A 15,611-nucleotide genomic window follows, 5' to 3' on the forward strand; every position below is an offset into this window, starting at 1 on the left:
CAGGCGCGATGACTTCCAAAACGGTGGCCGTGGTGGACTACGGCAGTGGCAACCTGCGCTCGGTCTCTCAGGCAGTGATCCATGCCGCGCAGGGCAGTGGGGTAGACGTGATCGTCACCCAGCGCCCACAAGACGTGATGGCGGCCGAACGCGTGGTGCTGCCTGGCCAAGGCCACATGGGCGACTGCATGCGCGAATTGGGTGCCTCTGGCCTGCTTGATGCGGTGTTGCACGCGGCCGCCCACAAACCCTTGTTCGGCGTGTGCGTGGGCATGCAGATGCTGCTGGACCGCAGCGAAGAAGGGCCCACCCAGGGCCTGGGCCTCATTCCCGGCGATGTGGTGCGCTTCCAGCTGGAAGGCCGCTTGCAGGCCGATGGCAGCCGCTTCAAGGTGCCCCAGATGGGGTGGAACCAGGTGTTCCACGAGTTGGGCCGTGGCCCGGCGCACCCTGTTTGGCGCGGCATTGACGAAGGCGCCTACTTCTATTTCGTTCACAGCTACTACGCGCGGCCGGCGTCGGCGCAGCACGTGGCAGGCGAGGCCGACTACGGCGGGCGCTTTGCGGCCGCCATCGCCCGGGATAATATTTTCGCCACCCAGTTTCACCCCGAGAAAAGCGCGGCCCAAGGCCTGGCGCTCTATCGCAACTTCCTCACCTGGAACCCCTGAGGCCTCCCCGGTCCTTAACCCATCATGCTGCTGATTCCCGCCATCGATCTGAAAGACGGCCAATGCGTTCGCCTCAAGCAGGGCGACATGGACCAATCCACGGTGTTCAGTGAGGACCCCGCGGCCATGGCGCGCAACTGGGTCAACAAAGGGGCCCGTCGCGTGCACCTGGTGGACCTCAACGGCGCGTTCGCGGGCAAGCCCAAGAACGAGCAGGCCATCAAGAGCATCCTCAAAGAGGTGGGCTCCGAGGTGGACGTGCAGCTCGGCGGCGGCATTCGTGACCTCGACACCATCGAGCGCTACCTGGACGCCGGCCTGCGCTACGTGATCATCGGCACGGCCGCGGTCAAGAACCCGGGTTTCCTGCAAGACGCCTGCACCGCCTTCGGCGGCCACATCATCGTGGGCCTGGACGCCAAGGATGGCAAGGTGGCCACCGATGGCTGGAGCAAGCTCACCGGGCACGAGGTGGTGGACCTGGCCAAGAAGTTCGAAGACTACGGCGTCGACTCCATCATCTACACCGACATCGGCCGCGACGGCATGCTGTCTGGCATCAACATCGAGGCCACGGTGAAGCTGGCCCAGGCCGTGAGCATTCCGGTCATCGCCTCGGGTGGTTTGTCCAACCTGGACGACATACGCCGCCTGTGCGCGGTGGAAGAAGAAGGCGTGGAAGGCGTGATCTGCGGTCGCTCCATCTACAGCGGTGACCTCGACTTCGAAGCCGCCCAGAAGCTCGCCGACGAGCTCAATGGCTGACGTCGCCCAGGCGGCTTGCCGCCCGGTGCACATCCAGGGCCTGGACGCCCTGCAACTGAGCTTGCCCAACGGCGATTGCGCCACAGTGGCCCTTCACGGGGCCCATGTGCTGTCTTGGGTGTCGGGCGGTGCCGAGCGCCTCTACCTCAGCCCCTTGGCGACCCTGGACGGATCGGCCGCGATTCGTGGCGGTGTGCCGGTGTGTTTCCCGCAGTTCAACCAGCGGGGCGGTCTGGTCAAGCACGGATTCGCGCGACTGTTGGCCTGGACCGCTGATGAGCCCTCCATTGAGAGCGATCGTGCTCGGCTGACCTTGCGCCTGCGGGCCAGCGAGCGCACACGATCGCAGTGGCCGCACGAGTTCGAGGCAACGCTCACCGTTGAGTTGTCTGCTGGTTGCCTGGCGCTCACCCTGGGGGTGCACAACACGGGCAAACAAGCATTCGCCTTCACCGGTGCTCTGCACAGCTATTTCCGGGTGCTTGACATTCATGTCGCGCACCTGGACGGGCTGGCCGAGCCGCTGCACATCCACGGCGAGCATGACCGCGTGTACGCCGCCGCCTCGCGCCCACTGCGCCTGAGCGGTGGCCCATCTCCTCTGCGCATCGAGCAAAGCCCGGAATGGGCCCACACGGTGGTGTGGAACCCGGGCCCGATGCTCTCGGCGGCCATGGCCGACTTGCCTGACGATGGCTTCCGCCACACGCTCTGCGTGGAGGCCGCGCAGGTGTTCGACCCCATTACCCTATCCCCCGGTGCCAGTTGGCAGGCCAGCCAGACCTGCACCGTGACCTGACCTCAGTGGAGCCCACATGCTCGCCAAACGCATCATCCCTTGCCTGGACGTGACCGGTGGTCGCGTCGTCAAAGGCGTGAACTTCGTCGAACTGCGCGATGCGGGCGACCCGGTCGAGATCGCCGCTCGCTACAACGAGCAAGGCGCTGACGAGCTCACCTTTCTGGACATCACCGCCACCAGTGACGGCCGAGACCTGATCCTGCCCATCATCGAGGCGGTGGCTTCTCAGGTCTTCATTCCGCTCACCGTGGGGGGCGGCGTTCGCACGGTAGAAGACGTGCGCCGCCTGCTGAACGCGGGTGCCGACAAGACCAGCTTCAACTCAGCCGCCATCGCCAACCCGCAGGTGATTCGCGAGGCCTCTGACAAGTACGGTTCGCAATGCATCGTGGTGGCCATCGACGCCAAGCGCCGTCAGGGCGACGACCTGGCTCAGCGAGGCGAGGGGTGGGATGTGTACAGCCATGGCGGACGCAAGAACACTGGCCTGGACGCCGTGCAATGGGCGCGCCGGATGGCAGAGCTGGGGGCAGGGGAGATCTTGCTGACCAGCATGGACCGTGACGGCACCAAATCGGGGTTTGACCTGGCGCTCACCCGCGCGGTGTCGGATGCGGTGGACGTGCCGGTGATCGCCTCCGGCGGCGTGGGCAACCTCGACCACCTGGCCGACGGTGTGCAACAAGGCGGCGCCGACGCGGTGCTGGCCGCCAGCATCTTCCACTACGGCGAGTACACCATCGCCCAGGCCAAGGCCCACATGGCCAGCCGAGGCATTCCGGTGCGCCTCTGACACCCGGGCCTCAGGCGCTCGGGGGTTTCTGCTGGCGCTCCAGTCGGTCCTCCAGCTCACCCAGGCTGGCCGCCAGTCCATTACCAGTCTGTTCCACCACCAGCTTCAGTTCCTGAAACTCCGTGCGCATGGATTGCTGCAGCGCGGTGAAGCGCGACGCTTCTGCCTGATCGGCCAGGCCGCGCTGCTCTGCCACGTCCTTCATGGCCCGGCGCAGCTCCATCAAGTGCGTGGTCTGCAGGTAGGCCAACGCCACCGCGAACACCAGCAGCGCCAGCGCCAGCAGGCTCAGCATCGCCAGGCCCAGCGGGGCCTGGATGGTGGCCAGCCCCAGGTTGAGGGAGGTGGGCTGCAGGATCTGTTCCAGGTTCAGGGCCACAAAGGCGACCACCAGGACCAGGAAGAGAACCAGCAGCAAGGAACGGATTTTCATGGGGCACCTCCACTCAAAACGCCATGGTATCGCCCACGCGCCTGGCGACCGCCGTCGTGTCGCGGGTGCGTGGTAGATTCCCAGAATGACTTGGCTTGACGATGTGAAGTGGGATGCGCAGGGCTTGGTGCCGGTGATTGCGCAAGAGGCAGCCTCGGGTGACGTGCTCATGTTTGCCTGGATGAACCGCGAGGCCCTGCAAAAAACGGCAGAACTGGGTCGAGCCGTGTACTTCAGCCGCTCGCGCGGCAAGCTCTGGTTCAAGGGCGAAGAGTCGGGGCACGTGCAGACCGTGCACGACATTCGCCTTGATTGCGACAACGACGTGGTGCTGCTCAAGGTCACCCAGCTGGGTCACGAGCCCGGCATCGCCTGCCACACGGGGCGCCACAGCTGCTTTTATCAGCGGCTGGAAGACGGTGGCTGGAAGGCCGTCGAGCCCGTCTTGAAAGACCCGGAATCCATCTACAAGTGAACGCCATGTCCCTCACCGATGACCTGGACCGCTTGGCGGCCGTGATCGAAAGCCGCAAGCCCGCCAATGGCGGCGACCCTCAAACCAGCTACGTGGCCAGGCTCCTGCACAAGGGGCCGGACGCTTTCCTGAAGAAAATCGGGGAAGAGGCCACCGAAGCCGTGATGGCCGCCAAAGACGCCGATCACGGTGGCGACACGCAGAAGCTGGTGAACGAGGTGGCCGACCTTTGGTTTCACAGCATGATCGCCCTGGCCCACCACGGCCGGGGTCCCGCCGACGTGGTGGCCGAATTGGTGCGCCGCGAAGGCCTCAGCGGCCTGGAAGAAAAGGCCCTGCGCAAGGCCCAGGCCCGCGAATCGGGAGAGTGACCATGAGCGATGTGATCGACGTCGAGGACGCGGATTCCCAAAAGGCCCAAGACCTGAAAAGCATCGGCTGGGTCAGCTACATCCTGCACCTCATCGTGGCCGTGGGTGCCGTCATCCCGGGCACGCAACCCGGGGTGGCGCTGCTCATCGTCGCGCTGGTCATCGATCTGGTGAAAAAGAGCGAAGCCGAAGGCACCTGGCAGGCCAGTCACTTCAGCTGGCGCATTCGCACCGTGATCTGGGCCGCCATCCTCTACCTGCTGACCGCACCGCTGTGGTTGGCCTTCCTGGTGCCCGGCATGATGGCCTGGATCGCCATTTCCATCTGGTTCCTCTACCGCATCGTTCGGGGCATGGTGGCCATGAACGCCAACCAAGCCCTGCCTCGCTGATTGTTGCCATGGCTGATCACGACCCCAACTGCATCTTCTGCAAGATCATCTCCGGCCAGATCCCTTCGCGCAAAGTGCACGAAGACGACGATCTGTACGCCTTTCACGACATCAATCCCTGGGCGCCGGTGCACTTTCTCATCGTGCCCAAGCGCCACATTGCCTCCATGGCCCACATCACGCCAGCGGACGAAAGCGTGATGGGGCGCATCATGACGCTGGCCCCTCGTTTGGCCCTGGAGCAGGGCTGCAACCCATACCCGCATGGCGGTTTCCGCATCGTTTGCAACACGGGCGCCGAGGGTGGGCAGGAGGTGCATCACCTGCACGTGCACGTGATGGGCGGCCCGCGCCCATGGGCCCGTGGCTGAGCACCGCCGGTCGGCATGGTCATCGCCTGGCAAGCCGGTCCAGAACCCTTCGCCCCGCTTAGAATCCCACCCCGTGCGCCTGAGCGCTTGACATCAATTTCTGGAGAATTCCATGGGTAGCTTTTCCATCTGGCACTGGCTCATCGTGCTGTTGATCGTGGTCATGGTGTTCGGCACCAAGAAACTCAAGAACCTGGGCTCTGACCTGGGGGGCGCGGTCAAGGGCTTCAAGGACGGCATGAAAGACGGGCAGGCAGACGCGCCCGCCCAGGCACCCGCCGGTCAGGTCACCCAGAGCAACACTGCCGACAAGACCACCATCGACGTCGAGGCCAAGCAGAAGAGCTGATGCCTCGGCGGCAACGCCAGGCCCTTGCTTGTTCCTAACCCGGGGTCGTTCGCGGCCCCGTTTGTCCCCAGGACGGCCAACAGATGATTGATCTGGGCATTTCGAAGCTCGCCCTTATCGGGGCGGTGGCGCTGGTTGTCATCGGGCCTGAAAAGCTGCCCCGCGTGGCCCGCACCGTGGGTGCCCTGTTGGGCAAGGCCCAGCGCTACGTGGCAGACGTGAAGGCAGAGGTCAACCGCTCCATGGAGCTTGATGAGCTCCGCAAAATGAAGGACTCGGTTGAGAGTGCCGCCCGTGAGGTGAAAACCTCGGTGGAAAGTGGCGCGCAAGATTTTGAGAAGTCCTGGTCCGAGGCCACCGCTGGCCTGGATGTGCACGAGCCCTTGAGCGAGCCTGGCACCTTGGATGCCCTGGGGGCCCTCGGCTCGCCAGCGCACCCCGTTTACCAACACCCCAAAAAGAACTGGCGCCTCAAGCAGAAAGCCATGCCCCAGTGGTACAAGGCTCGTGCTGGCGTGCGCACGAGGGTTCAGTCCGGTGCCGCCCGCGTGGCGCGCTTCCGGCCGCGCCCCACCTCCATCTCCCGCTGATGTCAGATTCCAAAGACCCCCAAGACGAGCTGGCCGGCTCGGAGCAGCCCTTTGTCCAGCACCTTATGGAGTTGCGTGACCGGCTGGTCTACGCCTTTATCGGTCTGGCGGTGTGCATGGCTGCCCTGGCCATTTGGCCCGGCCCGGGGGGGCTGATCGACCTGATTGCCGTGCCCATCAAGGCCCACATGCCGCCTGACGCCAAGCTCATCGCGGTGGGGGTGTTTTCGCCCTTTTTCGTGCCGCTGAAGGTGCTGGCCATGGCTGCCCTGCTGATGTCGCTGCCGTGGTGGATGTACCAGCTATGGGCCTTTGTGGCCCCTGGCCTCTACAGCCACGAAAAGCGCTTTGCCGTGCCTCTTATCGTGCTGGGCAGTGCGCTGGCCTACATTGGCATTGGGTTTGTTCAGTTTTTCGTGCTGGACAAGATGTTTGGCTTCATTCAGAAGTTCACGCCGGCCAGTGTGGCGGCCACGCCCGACATCGCGTCGTACGTGGAGGCGATCCTGTCGCTCTACCTTGCGTTTGGTCTGGCCTTCCAGGTGCCCATCGTGGTGGTGCTGCTGGTGAAGATGGGCCTGGTCACGATTCAGAAGCTCAAGGACTTCCGTGGCTATTTCATCGTGCTGGCTTTCGTGGTGGCGGCTGTGGTCACGCCGCCAGACGTGATTTCCCAGCTCGCGCTGGCGGTGCCCATGTGCCTGCTCTATGAAATGGGCATTTGGGGCGCTCGCTGGTTCGTGAAGAAACCCGCCGAAGAAGAAGAGGGCGAGTCGGCCGCTTGAAGCGAGCCGACCGGGGTCAGCGACTGCCGTTGGCTCGTGCGATGTTTCGGCGCCCCGCCGTCACCTGAATGGTGGTTTCACCTTCGCGGCGCAACACCCCCACTTGCGCGCTCTGGCCGGGTTTGAGTGCGGCCACCGTCGACAGCAAGGCAGGCACGCTGTTCACTGGCCGGTTGTCAATGGACACGATCACATCGCCCGGGCGCAGGCCCGCCTGGGCCGCGGGGCCGTTTTGCAGCACGCCTGAAATGATCACGCCGCGGCCTTTGGCCAAGCCGAAGCTTTCGGCCAGTTCGGGGCTCATCTCTTGAGGCTCCACCCCCAGCCAACCGCGCGTCACTTGACCATCTTTCACGATGGCCTCCATCACGCTGCGGGCTGTGGAGGTGGGAATGGCAAACCCAATGCCCATGGAGCCGCCCGATCGTGAGTAGATGGCCGTGTTGATGCCCATCAGGTGGCCATTGACGTCCACCAACGCGCCACCCGAATTGCCGGGGTTGATGGCGGCGTCGGTCTGAATGAAGTTCTCGAAGGTATTGATGCCCAACTGGGTGCGGCCGAGTGCGCTCACGATGCCGCCAGTGACCGTCTGGCCAACGCCGAAGGGGTTGCCGATGGCCAGCACCGAATCGCCGATTTCCAGCGCATCCGAGTCACCCAAGGTGATCACCGGCAGGTCGGGCAGGGCAATCTTCAGAATGGCGAGGTCGGTCTCAGGGTCGGTGCCGATCACCTGAGCGGGGGCCACGCGGCCATCGTTCAGGCTGACTTGAATCTCGTCGGCCTCTTCGATCACGTGGTTGTTGGTCAGGATGTAGCCGGCCGGGCTGACGATGACGCCGGAGCCCAGGCCGGTTTGTGGTTGTGTGGGTGCCTGATCACCGAAGAAAAAGCGGAACCAAGGATCGGCCGCCTGGGGGTTGTTGGCGGGCGCCTTGCTCGTCACGATGCTCACCACCGTGGGCGCGGCCTTGCGTGCGGCGCCTCGCAGTGACAGAGGGTTGCTGTCGTCAGTGCTGGCGCCAAGGCTCGGTGCCTCAAAGACGGGCACCACCGACGGCATCGAGGCCCGCCGGCCCAGCCACTGCGGCTGAAGCGTGGCGACCACGAAAAAAACCGCGAGCAGGACGGTCACGGTTTGGGCAAAAATGAGCCAGAGGCGTTTCATGGGAAATGGGTTTGCGGCGTGGAAACGGAATTCTCCCGCATATGGCGTCCGCTCTCGGGGGTTCAAGCTGCTTTGATGTGAATCAAGGCGCTTCCAGGTCTTGCAGGCTTCAATGACCGGTCAACCCACAACCCAGGAGGAACCCCATGAAGGCACTGGTGGACCTGTTCTCGACGGATTACGGCCTCTTCAGCATTGGCGTGATTGCGTTCACGATCGGCATGGCGATCTGGTTTTCGCGCTTTTTCAAGCGGAAGATGGCCGAGTCTGAGCGGGCCTCCAAGCAAGGGTGAGGCTGTCAGAATGCGGGGTTGACCCCTTGCGGCCCTGCAGATTCATGACCGATAGCTCCCCTGCCCCTGTTGTTTCGCGCCAAACCCTTTTGGATACCCTGGACGGCCTGCTGCAGCCCGGTCTTTTCCGCGACTACGGCCCCAATGGCCTTCAGGTGGAGGGGCGCGAGCCGGTTCGTAAGTTGGTCAGCGGTGTGACGGCCAGCCTGGCCCTGATTGATGCCGCCATCGCTGCCGGGGCAGACGCCATTCTTGTGCACCATGGTCTGTTCTGGCGCGGCCAGGACGGGCGGGTCACCGGCTGGATGAAACGGCGCCTGTCGCGCTTGCTGGCGAATGAGGTGAACTTGTTTGCCTATCACCTGCCGCTGGATGCGCACCCCTCGCTGGGCAACAACGCCGAACTGGCGCGCGTGCTCGACATTCGGCTGGACGAGGGTGATGCTAGCCGGTTTGGCGACCAGCGACTGGGTTTCATCGGTCAGCGCAGCATGCCGTCGGCGTCTGCTTTGGCGGACGACGTGTCGGCTCGCCTGGGGCGTCAGGTGACGCTGGTGGCCGAGCCTGAGCGGGCTGTGCGTCGCATTGGGCTGTGCACTGGCGGTGCTCAGGGCTATTTCGAGGCCGCGATTGCCGCCGGTGTCGACGTGTTCATCACTGGCGAAATTTCCGAACCGCAGGCGCATTACGCCCGCGAGTGCGGCGTGGCTTACATCGCCTGTGGGCACCACGCCTCCGAGCGCTTCGGCGTGGCAGCCGTGGGCGCGCACGTGGCTGCGCAACTGAGCCTTGAGCACGAATTCATCGACATTCCCAACCCGGCTTGAGGCCATGGCTCTTCCACTCCTTGTCACCATGGGCGATCCGGCTGGCATTGGCCCCGAGATCGTCGTCAAGTCCTTGCTGAGTCGTCCTGATTGGCGCTCCGACACTGTCGTGGTCGGTGACGCGGTCGTGCTCCAGCGGGCGATGGCGCTGGTCCGGCCTGACCGCGGGTCAGCGCTGGATGCCATGCCCTTGGTGGAGCTGTCCAGCCTTGCCGCTCTGCCGGCCGCGCCCCCTGGTGCGCTGGTGTTTGTGCAGGGTTGTGTGGCGGGGGCTTTGCCCGCCTGGGGCCGGGTGGACGGAGTGGCAGGTCGCATGGCGGCCGATTGCATCGAATGGGCGGCCCGGCAGGTGCTTCATGGGCACGCTCGTGCCATGGTCACGGCGCCTGTGCACAAGGAGGCCCTGGCAGCGGCGGGTGTGGAGCACCCGGGCCACACCGAAATGCTGCAGGCGCTGGCTGCCGAACAGGCGGGCGTGCCGGTCAGCGCCATGCCCGTGCGCATGATGTTGAGTGCGCCGGGTTTGGCCACGGTGCTGGTGAGCATCCACGTGGCGTTGCGAACCGCCATCGAGGCGGTGTCGATCGAATCGGTGTTCGAGACCATTCGCATTACCCACGAGCACTTTCGCCGTGCCGGGGTCGATCGGCCGCGTATTGCTGTGGCCGGTCTGAATCCACACGCAGGGGAGGGGGGGTTATTTGGGCGTGAGGAGGTGGACCACATCGCGCCAGCCATCGAGCGGGCGCTGGCCCTGGGCCTGGACGTCAGTGGGCCGCACCCGCCAGACACCGTGTTCATGCGCGCGCGCCAGGGGCACTTCGACGTGGTGGTGGCGATGTACCACGACCAGGGGCTGATTCCCGTGAAGCTGTTGGGTGTGGAGCACGGTGTGAACACCACCCTGGGGTTGCCGATGGTTCGCACCAGCCCAGACCATGGCACTGCCTTTGACATCGCAGGCACCGGGCGGGCCGGTGCCGATAGCCTGATGGCGGCCATCGAAGCCGCACGCACGGCCTCTCGCCATCAGGCGGGTCACTGACGTTTACTTTTTCAGGCTGTCGCGAATTTCTCGCAGCAGGACGATGTCCTCGGGGTCGGCTGCGGGCGGGGCGGGCGGCGGGGGCGGGGCTTCACGCTTGAGGCGGTTGATCTGCTTGACCATCATGAAAATGATGAAGGCCATGATCGTGAAGTTCAGTGCCACCGTGATGAAGCTGCCGTAGGCAAACACCGGCACTCCGGCGGCCTTCACCGCAGCCAGTGTGGGGGCTGTGCCCTCGGGCACCTTGCCCAGGGCGAGGAAGAGGTTGCTGAAATCCAGGCTGCCGAAGATGGCCCCGACGATTGGCATGATGATGTCCTCGACCATCGAGGTCACGATCTTGCCGAATGCGCCGCCGATGATCACGCCAACGGCCAGATCGATCACGTTGCCCTTGACGGCAAATTCCTTGAATTCTTTGAGCATGCTCATGGGTTCTTCTCCTCCGGATTGGGTGGCACCGCCCCGCGGTGCCCGTGGCCATTCTCACATACCCTCCAGGGGATTCGCGACAGCCACGGCGCGTCCCCTGATTGACACGAGCGCGGGCAAAAACTTCATTTCAACGCTCGGTCAATCGAAAATCAGCGCTAGGGGCTCCAGTACAATGCTGGGTTGTCCCTAATGTCCCGTCTGTTCCCTTGAAAGATCCTCATGAGTGAAGCTACCGCTAATGGCGCTGTGGACAACAGCCGCCGCACCTGGTTGATCACCTCCTGCGCCATGGGTGGCGTCGGGGCCGCCGCCGTCGCAGTGCCCTTCGTGAGCACCTTCCAGCCCTCCGAGCGCGCCAAGGCCGCCGGTGCTGCCGTCGAGGTCGATCTGTCGACCATCGCGCCGGGCGAGAAGAAGGTGGTCGAGTGGCGGGGCAAGCCGGTCTGGATTCTGCGCCGCACGCCTGAGCAGCTCGCGTCGCTGGAGAAGATCGAGGGCCAGTTGGCCGATCCGAACTCCGATCGCAAGGCCTATCCCACGCCGGAATACGCCAAGAACCGCCATCGCTCCATCAAGCCGGAATTTCTGGTGACCGTGGGCATCTGCACGCACCTGGGCTGCTCGCCCGGCGACAAGCTCACCCCCGGTCCGCAGCCTTCGCTGCCAGATGACTGGCAGGGCGGCTTCCTGTGCGCCTGCCACGGCTCCACCTTCGACGTGGCCGGCCGCGTGTTCAAGAACAAGCCTGCACCCGACAACCTCGAAGTGCCGCCTCACTACTACGTGTCGGACACCGTCCTGCTCGTGGGCGAGGAAAAGAAGGCCTGATCGTCGGCGCGTCGCCGTCACAAGACCCTGGAATCCTGAGGCAACCCCATGGCTGAATTCAAAGAGATCTCCCCCGACGCCCCGACGGGCCAGAAGCTGCTGAACTGGATCGACAACCGGTTCCCGCTCACCAAGCTCTACAACGAGCACCTGGCCGAGTACTACGCGCCGAAGAACTTCAACTTCTGGTACTTCTTTGGTTCGCTGGCACTGTTGGTGCTGGTGATCCAGATCGTCACCGGTATCTTCCTGGTGATGCACTACAAGCCCGATGCCAACGTGGCTTTCGCATCGGTCGAATACATCATGCGCGATGTGCCATGGGGCTGGTTGATCCGCTACATGCACTCCACTGGTGCTTCCGCCTTCTTTGTGGTGGTGTACCTGCACATGTTCCGTGGCCTGATCTACGGCAGCTACCGCAAGCCGCGTGAGTTGGTGTGGGTCTTTGGTTGCGCGATCTTCCTCTGCCTGATGGCCGAGGCCTTCATGGGCTACCTGCTGCCCTGGGGCCAGATGTCGTACTGGGGCGCCCAGGTGATCGTGAACCTGTTCTCCGCCATCCCCTTCATCGGCCCCGATCTGGCCCTGCTGATCCGTGGTGACTTCGTGGTGGGCGACGCCACGCTGAACCGCTTCTTCAGCTTCCACGTGATCGCCGTGCCGCTGGTGCTGCTGGGTCTGGTGGTGGCGCACATCATTGCGCTGCACGAAGTGGGTTCCAACAACCCCGACGGCGTGGAAATCAAGGCCAACAAAGACGCTTCCGGCAAGCCCTTGGATGGCATTCCCTTCCACCCGTACTACACCGTGCACGACGTGCTGGGCGTGTCCGTGTTCCTGATGGTGTTCTCCGCCATCGTGTTCTTCGCGCCTGAGTTCGGTGGCTACTTCCTCGAGTACAACAACTTCATTCCGGCCGACCCGCTGGTGACGCCGTTGCACATTGCCCCGGTCTGGTACTTCACGCCCTTCTACTCGATGCTGCGTGCCATCACCAGCGAAATGATGTACGCGCTGATCGCGTGCGTGCTGCTGGGTGCTGTGCTGGGTGTGGCCAAGGCCAAGGTCAGCGGCTTCCTGAAGGCCGTGATCGTGGGTGGTGCCGTGGTGGTGGTGGCCCTGATGCTGGCCATCGACGCCAAGTTCTGGGGTGTGGTCGCCATGGGTGGTGCCGTCATCATCCTGTTCTTCCTGCCTTGGCTGGACAACAGCCCGGTGAAGTCGATCCGCTACCGCCCGACCTGGAACAAGTGGCTGTACTTCGTGTTCGTGGTGAACTTCCTGATCCTCGGCTACCTGGGCGTGCTGCCTCCGTCGCCGATCGGTGAGCGGGTGTCGCAAGTGGGCACGTTGTTCTATTTCGGCTTCTTCCTCCTGATGCCTTGGTGGAGCCGTTTGGGTGAGTTCAAGCCGGTGCCCAACCGCGTCACCTTCCAGCCTCACTGATCCCAAGCGTCATTCGGAGCTTTCCCACATGAAAAAGATTCTCTTGGGCCTGGCGCTTTCCCTGGGTCTCATCACCGCGGCCACCGCTGCAGGGCCCGCCGTCACGCTGGACAAGGCCCCCAAGCGCACGAACGACATGGCAGCCCTGCAGAACGGCGCCAAGCTGTTCGTGAACTACTGCCTGAGCTGCCACTCGGCCGCCTTCATGCGCTACAACCGCCTGCGCGACATCGGCCTGACCGACAAGCAGATCGCCGAGAACCTGACCTTCACCACCGACAAGATCGGTGACACCATGAAGGCCTCGATCGATCCCAAGCAGGCCAAGGCCTGGTTCGGTGCCAACCCGCCTGACCTGACCCTGGTGGCCCGCTCGCGTTCGAGCTCGGCTGGTACGGGTGCCGACTACATCTACACCCTGCTGCGCACCTACTACCGCGATCCGCAGAAGCCCACCGGCTGGAACAACAAGACCTTCCCCAACATCGGCATGCCGCATCCGCTCTGGGAACTCCAGGGCGAGCAGCGCCCGGTGTACCAGAAGGTGGAGAGCCACGGCCATGAAGTCGAGGTGGTCAAGGGCTGGGAACAAGTGAAGCCCGGCAAGCTGAGCCAAGCCGAATACGACCAAAACGTGGGTGACTTGGTGGCCTATCTGCAGTGGATGGCCGAGCCAGCCCAGAACAGCCGCGTTCGCATCGGCGTTTGGGTGCTGATTTTCCTGGCGGCCTTCACCGTCGTGGCTTGGCGTTTGAACGCCGCCTATTGGAAAGACGTCAAGTAACCTCATCTGGCGCGGTGGCCTGATGGTCGCCGCCCCAGGCGCAGTGGATTGCTCTGCCCGAAAGGGTTTTGGCAATCCACTGTTTTTTGCTTTAAGGAGAGACTTCCCATGATGGTCCTGTACTCGGGCACCACCTGCCCCTATTCCCACCGTTGCCGTTTCGTTCTGTTCGAAAAGGGGATGGACTTCGAAATCCGGGATGTCGACCTGTACAACAAGCCTGAGGACATCAGCGTCATGAACCCGTATGGCCAGGTGCCCATCCTGGTCGAGCGCGACCTGATCCTGTACGAGTCCAACATCATCAATGAATACATTGACGAGCGCTTCCCCCATCCCCAGCTGATGCCTGGTGACCCGGTGGACCGCGCACGCGTGCGTCTCTTCCTGCTCAACTTTGAGAAGGAACTGTTCACCCACGTGTCCACGCTGGAGTCGCGCTCGAGCAAGGGCAACGAAAAGGCCCTGGAGAAGGCCCGCGCGCACATTCGTGATCGCCTCACCCAGCTCGCGCCCGTGTTCCTGAAGAACAAGTACATGCTGGGCGACAACTTCTCGATGCTCGACGTGGCGATCGCGCCCTTGCTCTGGCGTTTGGACTTCTACGGCATTGAACTGAGCAAGAACGCCGCGCCTTTGCTGAAGTACGCCGAGCGCATCTTCTCGCGCCCGGCCTACATTGAGGCGCTGACCCCGTCCGAAAAGGTCATGCGCAAGTAAGGTTGCCCATGAGTGCCACTGAGTCTGTCCCCTCCACCCGTCCCTACCTGATTCGTGCCCTGCACGAGTGGTGCAGCGACAACGGCTTTACGCCCTACATTGCGGTGCAGGTGGATGGCTCGGTGCAGGTGCCCATGGAGTTCGTCAAGAACGGTGAGATCGTGCTCAACGTGAGCATGGACGCCACCAGTGGCTTGCGCCTGGGCAACGACTACATCGAGTTCAAGGCCCGGTTTGGCGGTGTCGCTCGAGAAATTCTTGTGCCACTGACGCACGTGGTGGCCATCTATGCCCGGGAGAACGGGCAGGGCATGGCGTTCCCGCCACCGACCACCGCAGCGCAAGCGGCGCCGTCGCCAGCGGCGCTGGCCTCCGCGCCTGCTGAACGGACAGGGCCACGAAGTGTGGAAGACGGTTCGTCCGATGATGGGCCTAGCCCCGATCCCGGAGCGCCTCGCACAGGTGGTAGACCGCAGCTCAAACGGATCAAGTGACCGTAGAATCCTGGGCTTCGCCGCTTTAGCTCAGTTGGTAGAGCACTCGCCTTGTAAGCGATAGGTCGTCTGTTCGATTCAGACAAGCGGCACCAGCATTGATGTGAGCTTGGCCGGTCAGCGCCAAGTGGCACCTCCCTCAACGACCTGGCGTCTGCACCTTGATGCGAATGTGGCTCAGGGGTACCCCGCAGTCGCTCAGTCGTTGCAGGAATGACGGCAGCAATTGCCGCAACTTCGTCGAGGCGGCGGCGCTCTTCACCAGCAGGCACCACTCATCGTCCGTCAGCGGTCCGGCCGACACATGGGCGCGCATGGTGCTTGGAATGAGTGGGCGAATGTGTTGCAGGCAATCTTGCGACTGCCGGATGCGGGCCTGCAGCGCCGCCAAGGACGGGGCGGCGCCCGCTGCCTCATGAAGCGTGAAAACGGTGTTCGTGCGAACGGTGGGCGGCATGGCTGGTTGCGTCACTGAGTGTGTTCTGGATTATCGCGACTCCCGTCGCAGCAGAACCGTCGGCCCAGCGGCGCGCCCTTGAACTTGATGGAGGGGTTGCTGGGTGGCGTCTCCTTGTGAACCGAATGTCGCGAGGAACTCGTGACACGCCCCCACACCCAAAGAGCCGAGGCGCGGCCTGTCAAGGTCGCCGGCTAGAATCCGGGTTTCGCCTGGGCTTCCCGGATCAGCGGTGCCATTCGCCAGTTTGGTACCCGGGCCTTGGGGCCCAGCGCCTTTTGACCTCCCTACCGTCAGACCGGAACCCC

23 protein-coding genes and 1 tRNA gene are annotated in these 15,611 nt (G+C 63.6%); 20 read left to right on the plus strand and 4 right to left on the minus strand.

Annotated features, from left to right (window positions below):
• Positions 1–8 precede the first annotated feature (8 nt).
• From hisH to hisF, 4 genes are read left to right on the plus strand one after another with little or no spacing between them, the layout of a single operon-like run.
• The gene (gene hisH / locus ACE3RQ_RS06605; protein WP_374521126.1) at positions 9–671 is read left to right on the plus strand and encodes an imidazole glycerol phosphate synthase subunit HisH; all 663 of its coding nucleotides are present in this window, start codon (positions 9–11) and stop codon (positions 669–671) included.
• A 24-nt stretch (positions 672–695) separates the two neighbouring features.
• Positions 696–1,436, plus strand: coding sequence for a 1-(5-phosphoribosyl)-5-[(5-phosphoribosylamino)methylideneamino]imidazole-4-carboxamide isomerase (gene hisA / locus ACE3RQ_RS06610; RefSeq protein WP_374521128.1), 741 nt, complete (start codon positions 696–698; stop codon positions 1,434–1,436).
• A complete protein-coding gene (locus ACE3RQ_RS06615) occupies positions 1,429–2,235 on the plus strand; it encodes a D-hexose-6-phosphate mutarotase (RefSeq protein WP_374521130.1) in 807 nt (268 codons plus the stop codon). The genes hisA and ACE3RQ_RS06615 overlap by 8 nt, the downstream gene beginning before the upstream one ends.
• A gap of 16 nt (positions 2,236–2,251) precedes the next feature.
• Positions 2,252–3,031 carry an imidazole glycerol phosphate synthase subunit HisF gene (hisF, locus tag ACE3RQ_RS06620; RefSeq protein ID WP_374521132.1) on the plus strand — a complete coding sequence of 260 codons (780 nt, stop codon included), beginning with the start codon at positions 2,252–2,254 and terminating at the stop codon, positions 3,029–3,031.
• 10 nt (positions 3,032–3,041) lie between these two features.
• Here the strand turns inward: hisF and ACE3RQ_RS06625 are convergent, their stop codons facing one another.
• On the minus strand, positions 3,042–3,464 hold the full coding sequence (locus tag ACE3RQ_RS06625; protein ID WP_374521134.1) for a LapA family protein: 423 nt from the start codon (positions 3,462–3,464) through the stop codon (positions 3,042–3,044).
• Positions 3,465–3,540: 76 nt separating this feature from the next.
• Between ACE3RQ_RS06625 and hisI the strand changes: the two genes are divergently transcribed.
• From hisI to tatC, 7 genes are all read left to right on the plus strand, one after another.
• Positions 3,541–3,939, plus strand: a complete 399-nt coding sequence (hisI, locus tag ACE3RQ_RS06630) for a phosphoribosyl-AMP cyclohydrolase (RefSeq protein ID WP_374521205.1) — start codon at positions 3,541–3,543, stop codon at positions 3,937–3,939.
• Between the two features lie 5 nt (positions 3,940–3,944).
• A complete protein-coding gene (locus ACE3RQ_RS06635; RefSeq protein WP_374521136.1) occupies positions 3,945–4,310 on the plus strand; it encodes a phosphoribosyl-ATP diphosphatase in 366 nt (121 codons plus the stop codon).
• A 2-nt stretch (positions 4,311–4,312) separates the two neighbouring features.
• Positions 4,313–4,702, plus strand: a complete 390-nt coding sequence (locus ACE3RQ_RS06640) for a DUF4870 family protein (RefSeq protein WP_374521137.1) — start codon at positions 4,313–4,315, stop codon at positions 4,700–4,702.
• 8 nt (positions 4,703–4,710) lie between these two features.
• Complete coding sequence (locus ACE3RQ_RS06645) at positions 4,711–5,073, plus strand: histidine triad nucleotide-binding protein (RefSeq protein WP_374521139.1); 363 nt, start codon at positions 4,711–4,713, stop codon at positions 5,071–5,073.
• 112 nt (positions 5,074–5,185) lie between these two features.
• Positions 5,186–5,422, plus strand: coding sequence for a Sec-independent protein translocase subunit TatA (gene tatA, locus ACE3RQ_RS06650; RefSeq protein WP_374521141.1), 237 nt, complete (start codon positions 5,186–5,188; stop codon positions 5,420–5,422).
• A gap of 83 nt (positions 5,423–5,505) precedes the next feature.
• A complete protein-coding gene (gene tatB / locus ACE3RQ_RS06655; RefSeq protein ID WP_374521143.1) occupies positions 5,506–6,012 on the plus strand; it encodes a Sec-independent protein translocase protein TatB in 507 nt (168 codons plus the stop codon).
• A complete protein-coding gene (tatC, locus tag ACE3RQ_RS06660; protein WP_374521145.1) occupies positions 6,012–6,797 on the plus strand; it encodes a twin-arginine translocase subunit TatC in 786 nt (261 codons plus the stop codon). Before tatB ends, tatC begins: the two co-directional genes overlap by 1 nt.
• 16 nt (positions 6,798–6,813) lie before the next feature.
• Here the strand turns inward: tatC and ACE3RQ_RS06665 are convergent, their stop codons facing one another.
• On the minus strand, positions 6,814–7,968 hold the full coding sequence (locus ACE3RQ_RS06665; RefSeq protein ID WP_374521146.1) for a Do family serine endopeptidase: 1,155 nt from the start codon (positions 7,966–7,968) through the stop codon (positions 6,814–6,816).
• Positions 7,969–8,114: 146 nt separating this feature from the next.
• Between ACE3RQ_RS06665 and ACE3RQ_RS06670 the strand changes: the two genes are divergently transcribed.
• From ACE3RQ_RS06670 to pdxA, 3 genes are read left to right on the plus strand one after another with little or no spacing between them, the layout of a single operon-like run.
• Positions 8,115–8,261, plus strand: a complete 147-nt coding sequence (locus ACE3RQ_RS06670; protein WP_374521148.1) for a DUF3149 domain-containing protein — start codon at positions 8,115–8,117, stop codon at positions 8,259–8,261.
• 44 nt (positions 8,262–8,305) lie between these two features.
• Entirely contained in the window at positions 8,306–9,088 is a 783-nt protein-coding gene (locus tag ACE3RQ_RS06675) for a Nif3-like dinuclear metal center hexameric protein (RefSeq protein ID WP_374521150.1), read from the plus strand.
• A 4-nt stretch (positions 9,089–9,092) separates the two neighbouring features.
• Positions 9,093–10,133, plus strand: a complete 1,041-nt coding sequence (gene pdxA / locus ACE3RQ_RS06680; RefSeq protein WP_374521152.1) for a 4-hydroxythreonine-4-phosphate dehydrogenase PdxA — start codon at positions 9,093–9,095, stop codon at positions 10,131–10,133.
• Positions 10,134–10,136: 3 nt separating this feature from the next.
• Here the strand turns inward: pdxA and mscL are convergent, their stop codons facing one another.
• On the minus strand, positions 10,137–10,568 hold the full coding sequence (gene mscL / locus ACE3RQ_RS06685) for a large conductance mechanosensitive channel protein MscL (protein ID WP_374521154.1): 432 nt from the start codon (positions 10,566–10,568) through the stop codon (positions 10,137–10,139).
• Positions 10,569–10,790: 222 nt separating this feature from the next.
• Between mscL and petA the strand changes: the two genes are divergently transcribed.
• From petA to ACE3RQ_RS06715, 6 genes are all read left to right on the plus strand, one after another.
• Positions 10,791–11,399: a ubiquinol-cytochrome c reductase iron-sulfur subunit gene (gene petA, locus ACE3RQ_RS06690; protein ID WP_374521156.1), complete on the plus strand. Its 609-nt coding sequence runs from the start codon at positions 10,791–10,793 to the stop codon at positions 11,397–11,399.
• A 48-nt stretch (positions 11,400–11,447) separates the two neighbouring features.
• Complete coding sequence (locus ACE3RQ_RS06695) at positions 11,448–12,848, plus strand: cytochrome bc complex cytochrome b subunit (protein ID WP_374521158.1); 1,401 nt, start codon at positions 11,448–11,450, stop codon at positions 12,846–12,848.
• A gap of 28 nt (positions 12,849–12,876) precedes the next feature.
• Entirely contained in the window at positions 12,877–13,632 is a 756-nt protein-coding gene (locus tag ACE3RQ_RS06700) for a cytochrome c1 (RefSeq protein WP_374521160.1), read from the plus strand.
• 108 nt (positions 13,633–13,740) lie between these two features.
• On the plus strand, positions 13,741–14,352 hold the full coding sequence (locus tag ACE3RQ_RS06705; RefSeq protein ID WP_374521162.1) for a glutathione S-transferase N-terminal domain-containing protein: 612 nt from the start codon (positions 13,741–13,743) through the stop codon (positions 14,350–14,352).
• 8 nt (positions 14,353–14,360) lie between these two features.
• On the plus strand, positions 14,361–14,846 hold the full coding sequence (locus ACE3RQ_RS06710; RefSeq protein WP_374521163.1) for a ClpXP protease specificity-enhancing factor: 486 nt from the start codon (positions 14,361–14,363) through the stop codon (positions 14,844–14,846).
• A gap of 19 nt (positions 14,847–14,865) precedes the next feature.
• A tRNA-Thr gene (locus ACE3RQ_RS06715) sits at positions 14,866–14,941 on the plus strand.
• Between the two features lie 44 nt (positions 14,942–14,985).
• Here the strand turns inward: ACE3RQ_RS06715 and ACE3RQ_RS06720 are convergent.
• Complete coding sequence (locus ACE3RQ_RS06720; RefSeq protein ID WP_374521165.1) at positions 14,986–15,303, minus strand: hypothetical protein; 318 nt, start codon at positions 15,301–15,303, stop codon at positions 14,986–14,988.
• Between the last annotated feature and the right edge of the window lie 308 nt (positions 15,304–15,611).

Source organism: Hydrogenophaga sp., assembly GCF_041913525.1.
Lineage (GTDB): Bacteria > Pseudomonadota > Gammaproteobacteria > Burkholderiales > Burkholderiaceae_C > Hydrogenophaga.